16 protein-coding genes and 2 pseudogenes are annotated in these 18,378 nt (G+C 37.2%); 10 read left to right on the top strand and 8 right to left on the bottom strand.

What is annotated here, in order from left to right:
• Window positions 1-54 precede the first annotated feature (54 nt).
• Together TEPIRE1_RS11845 and TEPIRE1_RS11840 are read left to right on the top strand one after the other, a co-directional pair.
• Window positions 55-1,327: pseudogene (locus tag TEPIRE1_RS11845) on the top strand (IS3 family transposase).
• 232 nt (window positions 1,328-1,559) lie between these two features.
• Window positions 1,560-2,870, top strand: a complete 1,311-nt coding sequence (locus TEPIRE1_RS11840; protein ID WP_023211625.1) for a methyl-accepting chemotaxis protein — start codon at window positions 1,560-1,562, stop codon at window positions 2,868-2,870.
• A 275-nt stretch (window positions 2,871-3,145) separates the two neighbouring features.
• Here TEPIRE1_RS11840 and TEPIRE1_RS14185 read toward each other — a convergent pair.
• Both TEPIRE1_RS14185 and TEPIRE1_RS11830 read right to left on the bottom strand, forming a co-directional pair.
• A pseudogene (locus TEPIRE1_RS14185) lies at window positions 3,146-3,232 on the bottom strand (type II toxin-antitoxin system RelE/ParE family toxin); the annotation flags it as partial.
• A 235-nt stretch (window positions 3,233-3,467) separates the two neighbouring features.
• Window positions 3,468-3,779, bottom strand: a complete 312-nt coding sequence (locus TEPIRE1_RS11830; RefSeq protein WP_013779402.1) for a helix-turn-helix domain-containing protein — start codon at window positions 3,777-3,779, stop codon at window positions 3,468-3,470.
• Between the two features lie 195 nt (window positions 3,780-3,974).
• Between TEPIRE1_RS11830 and TEPIRE1_RS11825 the strand changes: the two genes are divergently transcribed.
• The 3 genes from TEPIRE1_RS11825 to TEPIRE1_RS11815 all read left to right on the top strand — a co-directional run bounded on the left by TEPIRE1_RS11825 (window position 3,975) and on the right by TEPIRE1_RS11815 (window position 6,898).
• Window positions 3,975-4,175 (top strand): helix-turn-helix domain-containing protein, encoded by a 201-nt coding sequence (locus tag TEPIRE1_RS11825; RefSeq protein WP_013779401.1) that lies wholly within the window; start codon window positions 3,975-3,977, stop codon window positions 4,173-4,175.
• 111 nt (window positions 4,176-4,286) lie between these two features.
• Window positions 4,287-5,477 (top strand): MalY/PatB family protein, encoded by a 1,191-nt coding sequence (locus tag TEPIRE1_RS11820; RefSeq protein WP_013779400.1) that lies wholly within the window; start codon window positions 4,287-4,289, stop codon window positions 5,475-5,477.
• An 83-nt stretch (window positions 5,478-5,560) separates the two neighbouring features.
• Complete coding sequence (locus TEPIRE1_RS11815) at window positions 5,561-6,898, top strand: APC family permease (RefSeq protein ID WP_013779399.1); 1,338 nt, start codon at window positions 5,561-5,563, stop codon at window positions 6,896-6,898.
• Window positions 6,899-7,293: 395 nt separating this feature from the next.
• On the opposite strand, the gene TEPIRE1_RS11810 is transcribed toward TEPIRE1_RS11815, so the two are convergent.
• Window positions 7,294-7,890: a DUF3298 and DUF4163 domain-containing protein gene (locus TEPIRE1_RS11810; RefSeq protein WP_013779398.1), complete on the bottom strand. Its 597-nt coding sequence runs from the start codon at window positions 7,888-7,890 to the stop codon at window positions 7,294-7,296.
• Between the two features lie 322 nt (window positions 7,891-8,212).
• On the opposite strand from TEPIRE1_RS11810, the gene TEPIRE1_RS11805 reads away from it, so the two are divergent.
• On the top strand, window positions 8,213-9,511 hold the full coding sequence (locus TEPIRE1_RS11805; RefSeq protein ID WP_013779397.1) for a DUF6612 family protein: 1,299 nt from the start codon (window positions 8,213-8,215) through the stop codon (window positions 9,509-9,511).
• A gap of 417 nt (window positions 9,512-9,928) precedes the next feature.
• Here the strand turns inward: TEPIRE1_RS11805 and TEPIRE1_RS11800 are convergent, their stop codons facing one another.
• From TEPIRE1_RS11800 to TEPIRE1_RS11790, 3 genes are read right to left on the bottom strand one after another with little or no spacing between them, the layout of a single operon-like run.
• Window positions 9,929-11,107, bottom strand: a complete 1,179-nt coding sequence (locus TEPIRE1_RS11800) for a quaternary amine ABC transporter ATP-binding protein (RefSeq protein WP_013779396.1) — start codon at window positions 11,105-11,107, stop codon at window positions 9,929-9,931.
• Window positions 11,108-11,131: 24 nt separating this feature from the next.
• A complete protein-coding gene (locus tag TEPIRE1_RS11795) occupies window positions 11,132-11,980 on the bottom strand; it encodes an ABC transporter permease (RefSeq protein WP_013779395.1) in 849 nt (282 codons plus the stop codon).
• 33 nt (window positions 11,981-12,013) lie between these two features.
• The gene (locus TEPIRE1_RS11790) at window positions 12,014-12,979 is read right to left on the bottom strand and encodes an ABC transporter substrate-binding protein (protein ID WP_015295892.1); all 966 of its coding nucleotides are present in this window, start codon (window positions 12,977-12,979) and stop codon (window positions 12,014-12,016) included.
• Between the two features lie 811 nt (window positions 12,980-13,790).
• Here TEPIRE1_RS11790 and TEPIRE1_RS11785 point away from each other — a divergent pair.
• From TEPIRE1_RS11785 to TEPIRE1_RS11775, 4 genes are all read left to right on the top strand, one after another.
• A complete protein-coding gene (locus tag TEPIRE1_RS11785; RefSeq protein ID WP_015295890.1) occupies window positions 13,791-14,114 on the top strand; it encodes a sigma factor in 324 nt (107 codons plus the stop codon).
• Window positions 14,115-14,170: 56 nt separating this feature from the next.
• Window positions 14,171-14,248, top strand: coding sequence for a hypothetical protein (locus TEPIRE1_RS14530; protein WP_414929850.1), 78 nt, complete (start codon window positions 14,171-14,173; stop codon window positions 14,246-14,248).
• A gap of 521 nt (window positions 14,249-14,769) precedes the next feature.
• On the top strand, window positions 14,770-15,111 hold the full coding sequence (locus TEPIRE1_RS11780) for an encapsulin-associated ferritin-like protein (RefSeq protein ID WP_013779392.1): 342 nt from the start codon (window positions 14,770-14,772) through the stop codon (window positions 15,109-15,111).
• Between the two features lie 16 nt (window positions 15,112-15,127).
• Entirely contained in the window at window positions 15,128-15,916 is a 789-nt protein-coding gene (locus tag TEPIRE1_RS11775; protein ID WP_013779391.1) for a family 1 encapsulin nanocompartment shell protein, read from the top strand.
• A gap of 48 nt (window positions 15,917-15,964) precedes the next feature.
• Here TEPIRE1_RS11775 and TEPIRE1_RS11770 read toward each other — a convergent pair whose 3' ends face one another.
• Both TEPIRE1_RS11770 and TEPIRE1_RS11765 read right to left on the bottom strand, forming a co-directional pair.
• Window positions 15,965-17,386, bottom strand: a complete 1,422-nt coding sequence (locus TEPIRE1_RS11770; RefSeq protein ID WP_013779390.1) for an FAD-binding oxidoreductase — start codon at window positions 17,384-17,386, stop codon at window positions 15,965-15,967.
• Entirely contained in the window at window positions 17,376-18,371 is a 996-nt protein-coding gene (locus TEPIRE1_RS11765; RefSeq protein ID WP_013779389.1) for an electron transfer flavoprotein subunit alpha/FixB family protein, read from the bottom strand. Before TEPIRE1_RS11765 ends, TEPIRE1_RS11770 begins: the two co-directional genes overlap by 11 nt.
• Window positions 18,372-18,378 lie beyond the last annotated feature (7 nt).

Here is an 18,378-nt window from a genome sequence, read left to right as displayed (position 1 = left end):
CAACTTGGAGAAAATCTTTGTATATGATAGTATAAAAACAGGGGGTTAACTTAAATGACAAGAAAACAATACACAGAAGAATTTAAAGAGCAAATAATTAAAGAATGCCAGGAAGTGGGAAACGTAGCCCTAGTAGCTCGCAGACACGATATTTCATCAAATACTATTCATAATTGGATTAGGAAAGCTCAAAAAAGAGGCTCAATTACTCCATTGCCGAAAAGCGAAGAAAAACGTATCCGTGAGGTAGAGAACAGATTAGAAGCTATAAGCAAAGAAAACAATACACTTAAGAAACTATTAGGTGAAAAAGAACTTGAGCTTGCAGTATTGAGAGATTTGAGGGATAGGATAAACCCTCAGTAGCCGACAAAGTTGCAATAGCTAAAAAGTGGATCAGTAAAGGCTATAAGGCATCCCTTATACTGAACTTTGTCGGGCTATCTTCATCCACATATTATGCTAATTTATCAAGAGAAAAAAGCAAACAAGAAGAAAATAATTCATCTGTTCCTTGCAAAAATGTAGGAGGAAGGAAAGTCCGGGATACTCTTTAACCAAAACCGGTGAAAAGATATCTGATGAACAAATCAAAGAATGGCTGAACGAACTAATATGTGGTGACGGTTTCCCCTATGGATACAATAAGCTTACTATTTGCCTCAAAGAAGAGTATAACTTGCTAATAAACCGTAAAAAGGTTTATAGGCTTTGTAAAGAGCTAAATATACTAAAGCCCCAGCGAACAATACATAGAAAGCATCCAAAACATTTAGCAAGGCAAGATACTATAACAGGATCTAATCAGCTTTGGGAGATGGATGTAAAATACGGCTATATTACAGGAACCGATCAATTCTTCTTTCAGCTGTCTTTAATAGATGTATTTGACCGCTCAATAATTGATTATCATTTGGGACTATCTTGCAAATCAAAAGATGCAGCAAGAGTACTTAAAAATTCACTATCTAAAAGAAATTTGGCAAAAGGTATGATACTTCCTAAAATAAGAACGGATAACGGTCCGCAATTTACTTCCAATCTTTTTGAAGAAACAGTAAAGGAATTAGGCGTCGTACATGAGAGAATTCCTGTAAAAACTCCAAACATGAATGCTCACATAGAATCTTTTCATTCAATTCTAGAGGATGAATGCTACAGTCAAAACGAGTTTGAAAGTTTTATGCATGTCTATTCCGTAGTAACAGACTACATGAAATACTATAACGAGCGCAGGAGACATGGCAGTATAAAATTCATGTCACCGCATAAGTTTTATGCAGCATTTATAGATGATACAGTAAAGGTCAAACCTTTTACGGCGTAATCTTTAAGCTTTAAACAATTATTAAAGTTAATGCAAAAGTACGATTTTATGAGAAATACAAAGATATTGTCCAGAGATAGGGGACCAGACCGATTTAGGAAAAGATTCCTATGGATTTTTAATAGATGGAGAAGGAAATATTATAACTCACAAAAATGAAGCCTTTAATCCTGACCCGGAAAAAGGCTATGTAAACATAAATGAAATATTAGATGGGGAACTAAAAAACATAATGGAAACAGGAAAAGCTGCAAAAAATAGAATAAATAAAATAAATGATTATGATGGGAAAGAACGAGTATTTTTTGTAGAAGATATGGAAGAAGCCAATTGGAAAGTAGGAGTAGCCATATCAAGTGCTGAAATGTTAAAAACCTTTAAAAAATCAGTAAACAGATTAATTATGATTAGTATAATAATAGTTATAATTGCAATAATGTTTTCCACCATAATGGGGAACTCTATTTCCAAACCAATCATAAAATCAGTAAAGGTAGCAGAAAAAATAGAAAGATTGGATTTGACAGAGGATATAGATGAAAAAGACCTAAAAAGAAAAGATGAAATTGGTCAAATATCATTATCCTTCCAATCCATAATAAACACCTTAAGAGATTTTGCAAAAAAAGTAAAAGAATCCTCGGAACAAGTCGCTTCATCCTCGGAAGAACTAACAGCCGTATCCGAAGAAGCAGCAGCAGCAGGTGGCAGCGTAGCAGAATCAGCCAGCGAAATAGCCGCAGACTCAGAAGAACAGCAGAAGGATATATTAAACGTTGTATCAGCAGTAGAAGAAATATCAGCTCAAATTCAAGAAATATCATCAAACGCAGAAGAAATAAACAACCTAAGTCAAGAAGTATCAGGCATTTCTGATGAAGGAAGGCATAATATAGAAAATGTCATATCCCAAATGAATAATATAGTCAAAAGTACCGGAAAAGTACAAACATCCCTAGTAGATGTAGACAACAGTTCCAAAGAGATGGACAACATAATTCAAGTTATACAAAATGTCGCAGAACAAACCAACTTACTTGCACTAAATGCAGCAATAGAAGCAGCAAGAGCAGGAGAAACAGGAAGAGGATTTGCGGTAGTAGCAGAGGAGATAAGGAAACTAGCAGGAGAAGTACAGCACTCAACAGAAGACATATATGAAATAATAAAGAAAAATCAAAGTATAATAGACGAAGCAAATGAAAACATGAACATGAGCAAAGAAGAAGTAGACAAAGGACTAGGAACCATAGACGAGACAAAAGAAACATTTATAGCAATCATAGACTCCATAGACGAAATATCCAAACAAATACAAAACATATCCAAAGCCATAAACCAAGTAGCAGAAGGAACAGAAGATGTAGTTGGTTCTGTAACTTCTATAGAAAACAAATCTAGAGGAATAGCAGAAAACATACAAAATGTATCAGCAGCAACAGAAGAACAAGCAGCCTCTATGGAAGAGATAGCATCAGCAAGTGGGAGTTTAGCAATGCTTGCAGAAGAACTTCAAATACTTGTAGCAGAGATAAAAATGTGAGAAAAGGTGCCTTGCTTGGTACCGCCCGAAATGGTATTATGAAGCTTTTGAAGAAGCAATTAATAGTCATATCTACGAAAGGCTAGAGGATGGGAGTGAAAGATGGTTAGAATTAATTGATCCTGATATAGAAATGTAGAAAATTGTGATATTATAAGGAACCGCAACATTCTTGATTAAGCCCAAAGAGGGCTTTTTTTATGCCTATTTTAGGGGTTGGAACAAATGAATAAATGCAAGAAATGCATCAGACTTACCCCAGCAACGGTGGTTGATCATATACCGTTAACTTCGTTGATTGTATAAGCAACTTCATAATTAATACCGTTATACTTCACATCAAAACAATAAATACCGCTTAGATCACCACGTTTTGGCTAACCGATATAAGGATTTTCATTTAATTTTAGTAAAGCTGTTTTATATGCATTTTTTAGAGGCTTTTCCTTTAGTTTAAAAAAACGTTCACAATCAGTCCTTTGAGCCAAAAATGTCATCAAAGTTTGACGCTTTTTTGAAACACTGATTGTTTCCTATAATATAGCCGTATTTTATATCTATCTCCCAAAACTGATTCGATCCTGTAATAATTTCTTGCTAAAAATTTTTTATAATATCGTTTAATATTTTTAGCTGCTCGGTAGAGAGTTTTTTGGCGTTTTTTAAAAGCTCTAGGTATTCGGGAGACATTTCTTCTTCATCAATACTGAAAAAGTCGATAAGTGTAATACCTAAAGCATAGCAAATTTTTTCTAAAGTTTCTATATCCGCTTTGCGATTGCCGTTTTCTATTCTGTTCATGACAGGTTGCGACAAGCCTGCTTTTATAGCCAACTGCCGATTTGATAATCCTAGGCTTTCGCGCAACTGACGTATTCTTTTACCAATGTCCGTACCGCCTTTTGCCATATTATCATAACCCCATATTCGAAAATAGAATATTACTAAACTAAATATATATGAAAAACTACAAAATCACAAGTTTTTTAGAGTAAAAACTAAGATATGAGGGTTAATTATTCATAAAACGAATAATAATGAGTTGTATATTATGCGATAATAGAATAATATTTAAGATAATTAGCCAGATATGGAGGATAGCTTATGTTTGGCCAAAAGATAAAGCAGCTTAGAAAACAAAACAACTTGTCACAGTCTGAACTTGCTCGAAGGACTAGAATCTTCAACCAATCTCAGATTAGCAAAATAGAGAACAATACAAGATTCCTCAAGGCCAACGAATTAAAAATTATTGCTGATGCATTGGGGGTGAAGGTTGAAGAACTGTTAAACAGACCTGCCTGAAATGATGAAATTAAAAAATGAGTTGCAAATATTGATGCTTAAAATCTAACAAAAAAAGAAGCAAGAGTTATCTAAGATTTATCTTAAAATATTAGGATGGGAGAGATTGTTGTGAGGTATAACTTTGATGAAGTAATTGATCGCTCAGGAACTAATTCGGCAAAGTGGGATAAAAAAACTCTGCAAGAAATGTTCGGCGTAGAGGATGTGCTGCCGTTTTGGGTGGCTGATATGGATTTTAAAGCAGCACGTCCTATAGTTGATGCGGTTGTAAAGCAAGCCGAGCATGGTATATATGGATATAGCAGCAGGCCAGATTCTTATTATGAAGCAATAATCAATTGGACAAAGAGGCGCCACGGGTGGGAAATAAAGAGAGAATGGATTGAATTTACCCCAGGAGTAGTGCCGGCGATTAACTATGCGATCCAAGCTTTTTGCATGCCGGGGGATAAGATAATGATACAAAATCCGGTGTATTATCCTTTCCACGGTGCAATAGAAAACAATGGCTGCCATATAGTAGATAATACATTAAAGCTTAACGGAGATTATTATGAAATAGATTTTGCGGATTTTGAAAAGAAGGCAAAAGACCCAAAACTGACACTTTTCATACTCTGTAGTCCGCATAACCCTGTTTCAAGGGTTTGGACAAAAGAAGAACTGGAAAAAATCGGTGACATTTGCTGCAAAAACAATGTAATTGTTCTTGCTGATGAAATTCACAATGATTTGGTCTTTTCAAGGTACAAGCATACGATGTTTGCTTCCATAAAGGAAGAATTTGCTGCAAACTCTATAACATGTACCGCACCGAGTAAAACATTTAACCTTGCAGGCATGCAAGCATCCAATATTATCATAAAAAATCCTGTTCTTAGGGAGAAATTTGAAAGAATACTGGAGAAAAATGCGATTGGCGGTCAAAACCCCTTTAGTATCGCAGCCCTTGAAGCAGCTTATAATGAGTGTGAAGATTGGTTAGATCAGCTTTTAGATTATTTGGAAGAAAATATTAGGTTTATTCATTATTACCTTGCAGAACATCTTCCAAAAGCAAAATTGATTGAGCCTCAGGGGACTTATTTAGGGTGGCTTGATTTAAGGGAATATGAACCAAACGGCAAAAAATTGGAAAGCGTTGTTTATAAGAAAGGAAAAGTTGCTTTAGATGGCGGAACTTGGTTTGGTAGGGGCGGAGACGGATTTATTAGGCTAAATTTTGCATGCCCGAAAATCTTGCTTGCGCAGGGATTAGAAAGAATATCCAAAGCTATAAACGAAGAATACAGCAAATGACCCCAAATTCCCTTTTCCTGCAGTAAAAACATGTGCAGGAAAAGGGGATATATATTGAATTTTGAAAAAAAGGAGAGATGATTATGAGCGATGTAAGTGTTAGTACCAAGGACCTAAACAGGGTTTTAGGCAGGTGGGATCTTATGGCCATGGCTGTGGGCCAAATTATTGGCGCAGGCATCATGTCTATGACCGGAATAGCCATTGGCATGACGGGTAAATCAGTATTCTGGGCATTTCTTATTGCAGCGGTTTTTGTATTAATACAGGAAATACCTGTAATAATACTTGGTGGAACCGTAAGGATGAGGGGCGGGAATTATACTCAGATAGCATTTTTGACAAGCCCCAAATGGGCAGGAATGTATATAATTACATATATAGTTAGCAATATATCTATAGCTATGTATGCACTGTCATTTGCCGATTATTTTCTTTCCCTTATACCTGGCGCACCGCACAAATTAGTATCTGCAGGGATAATGACACTTTTTTTCATAACAAATTATTTTGGAATTCAGCAAGCGTCAAAGCTACAGAACATAATGGTTGTTGTCTTAGCAACGGCATTAGCAGTATTTACCGGATTTGGGTTGCCTAAAGTGCAGCCGGGATTTTTTAGTGAACCGTATTATATGACCTCAGGAGTGCTGGGGCTGCTGTCAACGGCCGCATTTTTAACCTTTGCCACAGGAGGTGCAAGCATAGTATTAAATTATGGAGCCGAAGCAAAAAATCCGGTAAAAGACATACCATTTGTGATTGTAGTATCCACTGTCTGTGTAGCCTTTCTATATGGGCTTATGTCAATTGTCGCAGCAGGAGTGCTGCCGGTGCCTGAAGTAGCAAATCAGCCGCTTACGGTAGTTGCTGCAAAAATACTGCCAAAGCCGTTGTACGTATTCTTTATAGTTTGCGGAGCCTTGTTTGCACTTACTACGACACTTAACTCTCAAATAGGTGGAATAACAAAACCCGTCTTACAAGCATGTATTGACGGCTGGTTTCCTAAAACACTCGGAAAATTACATCCAAAATATAAGACACCGGTTTATTTACTACTACTTTTCTATATTGTAGGCATACTGCCTATCTTGACCGGATGGGATATCGGATTTGTCGGAAATATAGTTTTGTTTATAAACAGAGGGTTTTTAATAGTGCTATCAATTTCGATAGTAAGACTGCCTAAGGTTATACCGGAGATATGGGAAAGATCTAAATTCCATGTAAGTAACGGCATGTTGTGGTTTTTTGCAATAGTTTCCGCAGGAATAAATGTTGTTCAAACTTTTTTGCTTGCAAGGAATATTTCTAAAGCGGCAGTTATCGGAAATCTCTGCATATTTGCTTTTGCGATAGCATATGGTTTTCTTTTAGAGAAAAAAGTAACCATGGAAATTAGCTATGAAGAAAGCTAATTGCCATGGCTTGAAAAATTAAAAATCAAAGCGTAATAAAACATTAACATAGATTATAAGAAAAAACAAGTGTTAAGGTGCCTGGCACCGCCCGAATTTTGTCGAAAACGGACGGACATGGCAACAAGCGGATTGACGCAGACACCTCACAAGTAGAGATGCTTGTGAGGTGTCTTTCTTATTATATATCGTTATTTTATCGACTCCAGGGAAACGCAGCATTATTAAATACAAGTCCTGAAGAGCTGTTTTACGATGCCGGCAACTTGCAGCCAATATGTAAATCCTGCCACAATAGAAAGACTGCAATGGCATCTGCTTCTTCAAGCATATTGGCGACAGTTTTTTTAATATTTTTACTTTGTGTTTCAAATTGCTTTACCACTTTGCAGGGCCTAACAGAGGGGCCCATTTGCGCTAATGATATCCTGGATCTCTCGGGTAGGTATGGGAAAAGTTACGAAACCATAAACATAAGGTGCAAGTTCATATAACTGGAAATATATCATAAGAGTCCTGTTTTCTATATAAAAATCCTGGTCGGGCTTTATCTCGGTAAAATCAACTATAAGAGGTATGTTTTTTTCCTTTATTTGACGTTTTATTATATCGGACAGGGACTTTACATAATTCACATTTTCTTTAAAAAGATCTTCCAGGCGGTATATGCTTCCGGTGCCCAAATCGAAAGTAACTGATTTTAAGACCGTCATACCGTGAGCACCACCCGCAAACCAATACATTTCGATGGAAATGCTTAAAAAGCCATTCTCATTTGTTCTTATATGATATCTTCCCGTCACATCAGTTGCGGGGTTTTCATAATAACCGGTTTTCTCTATCAAGGTATTTACAATACTCATTAAAACTGAATTGATATACTGTTCCACGTTTTTATCGGCCAATCCTTCGACTGCCGGATATTCTACATCCAATCTTTCTTTTTTTATACGGTGAGTTTTAATAGTCGCACGGGGTTGATTTTGTATCATTAAATATCTCACTCCTTAAAAGAAGATGTTTTATATAGTCTATTCAGATGCGTGCGTCAAGGTGTAAAAGCGTAAGGGGTTAGTGCCCGCTTATACACTTATACAGGAAAAATAAAAACTTAATAAGAATTTACAAAATCAAGTGGTGCAATCATGTAATAATCAGGATGCAGCAAAGAGTTATGAGAGTTGAAGATATTATTGATTGTATTTTCAGTGAAGAAATTATAAAATATTTTAAAACCAAAAAAGGATTTAATATCTATCTCGTCGAATATATTTAAGATGTATTGTTTAACTAAAAAATATGGAGGTAAAATTAATGTTATCTAGGAAGATAGGAAATAAGTTTTTAATTGCTTTACTTATCATGCTTTTAGTAGCACCTACGGCTTTTGCCGGAGAACAGGTCAAGTTGATTTTTAACGGTAAGGAATATCAGGCAGACGTTACTTTAAAAGACGGTGTTACTTATGTGCAGTCTGCAGCTCTTAATAAAATCCCAGGTTTAGAAGTAGGAAACGATCCAATCGTTCCAATTCGAAAATTATTTGAAAGTCAAGGCGGGGTGGTATCCTGGGATAATGACAATAATCAGGTAATAGTATCTTGGAGGGAAAAAGCAGGAGATCTTACAGCAGACGAGCTAGTTATAAAGTATTCTGAAAGCCTTAAAGAGGCTAATACTTATAAGATGAAAGGCAGCTATCAGCTTGAGTTTGGAGTTGAAGGAGTTCAGGATTTAATTGAAATTCCGAATATGCCAAAAATGGAAGCTACAATTGAAGGAATTTTTCAATACGAACCAATGGCCATGTATATAAAGCAAACCATGAATATGCCTTTGGATGAGCTGGAGGAGTTGGGGCTTAGTCCCGAAGAATTGGAAGCAGAAGGCCTTGATGAAGAGATGGTTACAGAGATTGTTTGGCTGGACAATGCTATTTATCAGAAGAACCCCGGGTTTGACCAGTGGATAGTTCAGGATTTGGCTGAGGTAGAGGGGATGCCTGATATTAATGAGTTAATGCAAATTACCCCTCAACAATCTATGGAAATGATGAATAAGGCCGGTGTTATTAATGTATTCGGTGAAGATGTAGAAAAAGATGGTAGAGAATATTACACCATTAAAAACTATATTGATGCTGATAGCTTTAAGAGTTTAGTAGAAGAAACCATGAACAATTTTGATATAACAGCATTTATAGAAGCTGCCGGTGCACAATCGGATATGGATGCACAGGAAGCTGAAGATTTTAATGAAATGTTTGAAAAGGTATTTGAGACTATTCTTAATAACATCAATGCCGTATACTATATAGATACCTTAGTTGATAAAGAAACCTTATTACCCGACTACATGAATTTCGATTTAAATATGCAAATAGACCTCAAACCATTGATAGAGATAATAGCAGCAATGGAAGAAGTAGATGAAACTGAAGAATTATCGGAAATTCTGGAAATGCCGATAAGTCTTGAATTAAAGATGAAAGGCGACTATCAATTGTATGATTACGGAGCCGACCTTGAGCTTCCTGATCTAAGCGATGCCATTAGCCAGGAAGAATATATACAACAGTTAATGGAATTAATGGAGCAAGCAGAGCAAGATTAAGGGAATAGGCATTGGGCACTTAAATAAGGATACAGGTGCCGGGGAAGTCTTTTGAAAATAATAAGACCTGCATAACCTATATAGATATGCAGGTCTTATTATTACAAACATATATTTAGCGGCATAAATCTTAAATCAAATATAGGCAAAATAGTCCTTAACCATTTAATATCAAGGGTTAAGGCTATTTGTTTTTACAATAAAATTTTTTCAAGATCTTTGAGCCTTATATATTTATAGTTACATCAGTGCAATTAGATTATTATTGTTATTATCATGTGTCAGGAAGGGGTGGGTAAGAGGAATAATGGAGAATTGCTAGCGAAGATTGTTTGTGGTCCAGAATCAATAGCATCATGTCACAAAAAGCCTTTTGCTTACGTTATAAGTGAATAAGTGTATGCCGGGCACGGCAAACTAATGCAATAGTCCTGAAAGAATCGAAGTTCTTACTATAATCCCTAAAAGCTTATCATTGTCATCTACAACCACTATAGGGTATCTTGATTTAGTTCCTATTTCCAGAAGGTCTTTTATATATACATCTTCCTTAGTTTTATAGTAGTCATGTTTTAATAAATTTTCCAGGGATGACTTTCCATCTTTTACGGCTTTTACGCAGTCATCTATGGTTACGATACCTTCAATTTTCCTCTCGTCATTTACGACAAATACGCTAGATATGGCATTTAAGCGCATTTCCTTTATTGCAACTCGCACGCCGTCATTTATTGAAACTAATGCATTAGGTTTCATCATTATGTTCTTAGCTTGCACTACTTTTGTGCGATCAACATCTCTTACGAAGTCTTCAATATATTCATTAGATGGATTATTTAGTATCTCCTCAGGGGTTCCTATTTGAACAATTCTCCCGTCTCGCATTACTGCAACTCTATCTCCTAATCTAAAAGCTTCGTTTACATCGTGAGTTATAAAGACTATGGTCTTTTTTAATTGTGATTGAATGTCAAGCAGCTCTAATTGCATTTCTCGTCTAATGAGAGGATCTAATGCACTAAAAGGCTCATCCATCAAAAGGATATCAGGATCATTGGCAAGTGCTCTCGCAAGACCGACTCTTTGCTGCATGCCGCCGCTCAATTCACCGGGCATTTTATCTTCCCAACCCTTAAGACCGACAATCTCAAGGGTTTTTCTGGCTATCTTTTCTCGCTCATCTTTGCTGACATTTCTTATTTCCAATCCATATTCTACATTTTCCAAGACAGTTCTATGAGTAAACAGCCCAAAGTTTTGAAAAACCATTGCAGCCTTTTTCTGTCTAAATTCCCGCAATTGATCTTTGTTGTATTTTACGATGTTTTCACCATCTATTATTATTTCGCCGGCATCAGGTTTATTTAAAAGATTTAAGCATCTAATTAAAGTTGATTTGCCGCTACCGGAAAGTCCCATAATTACAAAGAACTCTCCATCTTTAACGGAAAAGGATGCCCTGTTTACACCTACAGTATGGCCTAATTCATCTAAAATTTTTTTCTTTGACCAACCTTCATTGAGCTTTTTAAGAGCAACTTTTGGTTTTGGACCAAAGATTTTAACCAAATCTTTTACTACAATCTTTTCTGTCATTTTTTAGCACCTCCATTGCGATAATTATACATGTTCATACGTATTTGAAACCTGCTGGGTGATTCGATCGATAATTATTGCAAGGAAGACAATACTTATACCCGAATTAAAGCCCATAGCTATGTCTGATCTATTGATGGCTATCAGAACATTTTCGCCAAGTCCTTTAGCACCGATCATTGAGGATATAACTACCATTGACATAGCCATCATTGTTGTTTGGTTTATACCTGCCATAATTGTAGGCATTGCTTGGGGAAGTTCGACTTTAATTAAAGTTTGCCAGCGCGAAGATCCAAAAGAATAAGCGGCTTCTCGCATCTCTTCTGGAACATTTTTTATAGCTAAACTCGTAAGCCTAATACAAGGTGGTGTAGAGTAAATAATTGTTGCAAAAACCGCCGGAACTGTTCCTAGTCCAAAGAAAATCATAGCCGGAATAAGGTAAACAAAACTCGGCATTGTTTGCATACCATCTAGGATAGGGTTTAAAATTATTTCGGCTTTTGAATTATAGGCTGTATAAATTCCCAGCGGAACGCCTATCAATATACATAAAATAACTGATGTAAGCACAATAGATAATGTGAATAACATTTCATCCCAAAGTCCAAGCAATCCTATTAAAGTAATCATAACGGCATAAGATATGCCGGATTTTATATTTTTAGTCCTCCATCCGATCAAAAAGATGAGGAATATAAAAATGAAACAAGGTATAAAGTTTAGTATAGATTGCATATTAAAGACAATCCATTTTATACCTACAGTCAAGGCATCAAAAAAACCTTGAAAATTTAATGTAAGCCAGTGGACAAAAGCTTCTACATGTACGCCAAAATCAATCTGAAAAAAATCTGGAAATTCATTCATAAATTAGAACATGTCACCTCTCAATATAAATAATTAAAGGGCATTTTTGACTTTTTGAGCTATGTCTTCAGGTACCCAATCTGCCCACAGATCTTCGTATTCTTTTAAAAACCATTTAGCTGCATCTTCAGCTTCAGCATTGTTGTCTTGCATGTAAGCTAAAAGTTTATTGGTAATTTCAGAACTTGTTTTATAGTTTTTTAGAAACTCTACAACTTCTGGTGCTTTATCTGCAACATCTTTATTTACAGCAACAGCTACTTTAACGCCTGGGAATTCGCAAGCATAACCATTTTCCCATTCTTCCGGGTCAAAGGGTTTATCTTCAAGAAGAGTCATATCATATTTACCCATTATCCATGTGGGCTCCCAGTAGTATCCCACCCAAGGCTCGCCTTTTTCAACAGCAGCCACAATAGATGCGTTTAAGGCTGTATCGGATCCGGGATTAAAATAAGTAAAATTTTCATCTAAGGAATAGGTCTCAAATTTAGTGCGAAGAATTTCATCGGCAGCCCAGTTAGGAGGAGCTCCATAAATTCTACCTTTTGTTGGTTCATCAGGATCTTTAAATACTTCCCAATACTTGGGGAGATCTTTTATAGATTTTAAATCAGATGCAAGAGGCTCAATTTCTCTTTCTTTATCACCCTTTATTACATATGTTGGCACATACAAACCTTGAGCATTATCATCAAAGTTAATCGACAATTCTTTGATTTCATCATTTTCTATACCGGCTTGGTATACCTCACGAACGTTATCTGTCCAAACCTCCATATAAATGTCGATATCGCCTTGTCTAAGACCCCTTATCGTTATAGGTGAAGAACCTGTCATACTATCTGTTTTGTAACCATAACCGTTCTCGACTATAAAACCTGCTATTGCATTATGGATTCTTATACTATCCCATCCAGCATCGGCAAAGACAAGTTTTTCCTTTGAATTGCTTTCTGCATCATTACTCCCTGCTGAACAGGCAGACATAAATACCATAAAATTAATTATTAAAGTAATAAGTAAGTTTTTTCTGATGTTAAATAAATTAATAGCATACCACTCCCTTTTTTAGTTTTTCTTACAAACACATGTTAATATTATATATACAAAAACTGTTTATCGTCAAATTACTGCTGATTTTAAATAATTTCCAGTAAAATGCAGTATATCTTAGCATCTATTATAACGGCAATTGTCAGAGCCATCAGGAAAACTGAAGAGTTGAATTGATTTTCGCCCCTATTTGCCTATCAAACCTTCCTCTTCAAGAAATTCTCTTGCTACATCAGCATGCAATCATAATTGCTTGAATAGCGTTACTATTCAGAGACTGAAAACGACTTGTCATCCTGAACACAGTGAAGGATCGGGTCTTTGACACTTAACTGAATCAAAAAATGCTTAAAGCCTTGAAGGGCTTTATTTTTTCGCCAAATTTACATATTTACTATTGTGGAATATGTTACAATGCAAACAACAGGTAGATGTCGCTGGATGCTTATAATGCAGGAATTAATTTTTATAAAGAAGATGGCGGAATATGGCTTAGCGATGCGATATCGGCTAAATTTATTAAAGCTTAAAAATAAGCCAGGGGAGAAACCGCCCGATTGAGGCTTGTGGAGATAGTAAGCTGCGAGGCTGATGAAGCGAGAATCTCCTGCCTCTAAATGAAGTGAAAGTGAAAGGTTCATGCAGTGTTTTTGCCATTTCGTTCGTCTAATATGTGAAGCGGCTTCAAAAAGATAGAGGGGAGCGAGAATGGTGATTGGTAAAATAGATTTTTACCGATAGAAAGGAGTAGAAAATGATCGATGAAATAAGTTTTAAACGAGCCAAGAATAAAGATGCAGAAAGTTTCTATAAACTGCTGGAACCTATAAAAGACCGGCTGTATAGAACGGCTTTCATGTATATGAAAAATGAAGATGATGCTTTAGACTGTGTCCATGATTCTATTGTGAAAGCCATACAATCAATTGACAGCTTAAGAGAACCACAGTATTTTAATACATGGATTACCCGCATAACTATAAACACCTGCAAGGACAATCTGAGAAAAAGTAAAAATACCATATCCCAGGACACAGTTGAATTTGAAGGCATATTAGCCATAATGATGGGGATATAGAAGAGAACGTAGATTTACATAGGGCGCTTGATAATTTAAAGGACGATGAAAAGGAATTGATTGCAATGCGGTATATGGAAGATATGAGTATAAAGGATATTGCAAAAACAGTCCATTCACCTATGGGAAAATAAATGAAAATGCCACAAAGCTTATTATAACTCCTAAGGTCGAATTTGAAGTATTAGGTGAAGATGAGCACCGCATAATTGGCCCCTCGATTCTTGAAAGTGATGAAAAAGAAGTATTAAACTACTTAAAACAGAAAGGAACATTGCCAAAAGAGGTATTCTTAGAAGATATAGTTGTAGATTTGAAGTTAAATCAGTAAGCAATAGCGAAAAGAGAAGTCTACTTCTTTCTAGAAACCGATACTTTTAAACTCGCCCTAGTGGCGAGCTTTTTACAATAATCAAAAAGTTTAATTTAATTTTTCCTCCCGTTCTTATAGGCAGGTATGATAGATATAGTTTTTCTAAAAAACATAAAATTACTTGATGTGATCCAAATATTTGTGCGACATTGACCGCATATCCTTTGGATGATATAATAAAAGTGTTGATGCAGCAGGGAAAGCACCTGTATACTTGGTAAATTTGTCGCAATATACACCCTAGAGTATTTATTTAAAAAATTACTTAGGGAGGTATGTTTAATGACTCAGTATCATGAATCTGTGGACAAGTTAAGCAGTCATACCCTTAATATCTCAAGAGCCCTAAACAGTTTAAAAGAAGAAATAGAGGCCATAGACTGGTACAGTCAAAGAGTCGATGCATCGGATGATGCGGAGTTAAAGGCTATAATGGCACATAATAGGGACGAGGAAATTGAACATGCAGCTATGCTGCTCGAATGGCTCAGAAGAAATATGGATAATTGGGATGGAGAACTCAAGGATTATTTATTTACCACAGGCTCTATTACAGAACTTGAAGGCCAAGCGGCTGAAGAAGAAGAAGCAGAGCCTGGCTTAAATATCGGAGATTTAAAATAAAAGGGGGTATGAGTAAATGTTTAACAGAGAACATGCACCTATAAGTAAAAAGGCGTGGGAAGAAATAGACGCAAGGGCAAAAGAGGTTTTAAAATCATATTTGTCCGCAAGAAAGGTTTTTAAAGTAAATGGCCCTTATGGTTTGGACTTTAATGTAATTTCAGAGGGAAGATTAGCTGATATTGTTGAAGGTGGAGGAGTTTCCTACGGAACTTATAAGGTTCAGCCTTTGACAGAAGTCAAAGTTGAATTTGAAATGGACAGGTGCGAGTTAGATAATGTTGACCGCGGAGCGGCAGATGTTGATTATGAGCCGTTGGAAAAGGCAGCAGAAAGCATCGCACTATTTGAAGAAAATGCTGTATTTAACGGGTTGGAAAAAGCCTCAATCCCCGGCATAAAAAATTCTGTAGAGCATGAAGCAATACTTTTGGGCAAAGACCAGGCTTCTATAATGAAGGCGCTGTCCGAAGGTATCATTACCCTTAGAAAATCGTACCAGGAAGGCCCCTTTGATCTTGTGGTAAATGACAAGGCATATACAAGAATCTTGTCGGCAGAGGGAGCATATCCCCTTGATGAAAAAATAGAGGATTTAATCGGCGGCAAGATAATATTCAACCATGTCATTGACGGCGCATATTTGCTGCCCCATGACCATGATGATTTGGAACTTACAATCGGACAAGACTTTGCAATAGGATATAAATGCCATACAGCCGATAAAGTGAAACTGTTCATTAAGGAATCTTTCACTTTCAGAGTGCTGGATCCAACCTTGATAGTTAAATTTAATCTAGATTAAATAATTTAGGCAGGAGAATAAAATCTCCTGCCTTTAATATATTACCCCTTATTCCACATCAAATAATTTGCCGGGATTTAGTATCATGTTAGGATCGAAGGCTTTCTTTATGCGCTTCATCAGTTCGATTTCCGTATCCTTTAGCACAAGAGGCATGTAGGCTTTTCTCTTGTGTCCTATGCCGTGCTCGCCGCTTATAGTGCCTCCGAGCTCTCCTACAATCTTATACATTTCCGGCAAGAGTTTGTTTAAGGTGTCATACCATTTATCCAGTGACCACTCCGGGTCTTTGACAGGTGTTACGTGCAGGTTTCCGTCGCCTGCGTGGCCATAGCATGGAATAGATACATTGTATTTTGCCTGAAGTTCTGCCAGCCTATCCATAAATGTTGGTATCTCAGATATCGGCACGACAATATCTTCAAGGCTTTGATGGGGGCTTACAAGCTTCCACGCTTCGGCAATGTTTCGCCTTATCCTCCATACCCTTTCAATGGTTGTGGCGTTGTCAGCTACATAGACTTCTATAGCTCCGTTTTGCATGCAAAGCTCCCCAATGGTTTCATACTGTGATTCGATTATATCCATGTTATCGCCGTCCAGCTCGATGAGGAGCATGGCTTTTGCACTCTGATAAGGGAGTTTTTCGTTTAAGTATTCGCATGATGTCTTAAATGACAGTTCATCCATAAACTCTATAGAAGTAGGTATTATTTTACCATTTGTCATTATTATGGGAACTATGTCGATTGCTTCCTTTACGCTGTTGAACAGCACTAAAAGGTCTGCTGTTGCAACGGGCATCGGCTGAAGTTTTACTATTATCTTAGTAAATATGCCAAGGGTGCCTTCTGAGCCAACCATAAGATGCAGCAGGTTGTAGCCTGTAACATCCTTTACTCTCTTGCCGCCTAAGTTTATGATATCTCCTTCCGGTGTTACCATTTCAAGTCCCATGATATATCTTGCCGTAACACCATACTTTATGGCTTTGCCGCCGCCGGCGTTTTCAGCCACGTTTCCGCCTACATAGCATGTTTCTACGCTCATGGGGTAACCTGCATAGTAGAGACCGTATTCCTTTACAACATTGTTTATTTCATTTGTAACAACACCGGGCTCAACGACAGCCATGAGGTTTTGCGTGTCAATTTCCAAAATCCTGTTCATCTTTTCTACAGATAGGACTATGCCACCATAGACGGGAACAGCGCCGCCGGAAAGTCCACTGCCTGCTCCTCTTGGTGTCACGGGTATCTTATATTTATTTGCAAGCTTTACTATCTTTGAAATCTGCTCAGCCAAAGTTGGTTTTACTACTACATCGGGCATGTGTGCATAATGCTTTTCTGCTACTTCATCATGAGAGTATGCTTCCATTGCTTCTGCATCATCATATATGACATTTCTTTCGCCTACTATCTGTTTTAGCTCATCCACAATCTGTGGAGTTACACTATTATATTTCATTCTTCGCCACCTCCAGCCTTTCTATAAGTGCGGGCACTAATTCGGTTACATCTGCTACAATACCTAAATCAGACACTCTGAATATCTGGGCATCCGGGTCTTTGTTGACAGCTATTATTGTGTCAGATGTCTGCATGCCTGCCAAATGCTGTATTGCTCCGGATATGCCAAGAGCTATATAAAGTTTTGGGTTTACTGTCTTACCGCTTAAACCTACTTGGTGAGGATACCCTATCCATCCTCTGTCTACAACATCCCTAGAGCCTCCTACCGCTCCACCTAAAAGTTTTGCCAGCTTGTAGACTATCTTAAAGTTTTCTGCCTTGCCTATGCCCCTGCCTCCGGATACGACAACATCAGCGTCTTGTATAGTGCCGCCTTGTGTCTCATCTTTTATAAAGTCTAGTCTTGCGGTTGGAAGGTCCTCTTGTGTAAGCTGTATATCTACATTTACTATTTCGCCCTGTCTGTGCTCATCTATAGGTGCAGGCCTGGTAGAGTGAGGTCTTACTGTCGCCATCTGAGGCCGCGTAGCCGTCTTTATAGTTGCCATAATATTGCCTCCTATGGCAGGCCTTGTCTGTAGTAAATTGCCTTCTTCATCGATATCGAGGCCGGTGCAATCAGCAGTAAGTCCTGTCCTTAACCTTACAGCGGTATAGGGCATGAGTGTACGTCCTTGAGTTGTAGCAGGCGCGATGATGATTTCAGGGGTATATTTTTTTACAAGTTGGGTGAGCACTTTCGAATAAGGTTCCACTAAAAAATCTTTAAGCTTGGGACTATCTACATAGTATACCTTATCTGCCCCTCTTTGGATTAGCTCATGTTTATCCTCATCTGGTATCTTGTGCCCGATTAAGACAGCTGATACTATTGAGTTATCCAGCTTTTCCTTTAAGTCCAGAGCTCTTGTAAGAAGCTCGTGGGCAACTTCATTTACCCGCCCGCCTCTTGCCTCGGCATATATCCATATTTCCTTCAAGTCCATT

The sequence above is a fragment of the Tepidanaerobacter acetatoxydans Re1 genome (assembly GCF_000328765.2).
Classification (GTDB): Bacteria; Bacillota; Thermosediminibacteria; order Thermosediminibacterales; family Tepidanaerobacteraceae; genus Tepidanaerobacter; species Tepidanaerobacter acetatoxydans.
The sequence above is the reverse complement of the archived record's forward strand: the minus strand, read 5'-3'. Positions and strand labels throughout refer to the sequence as shown.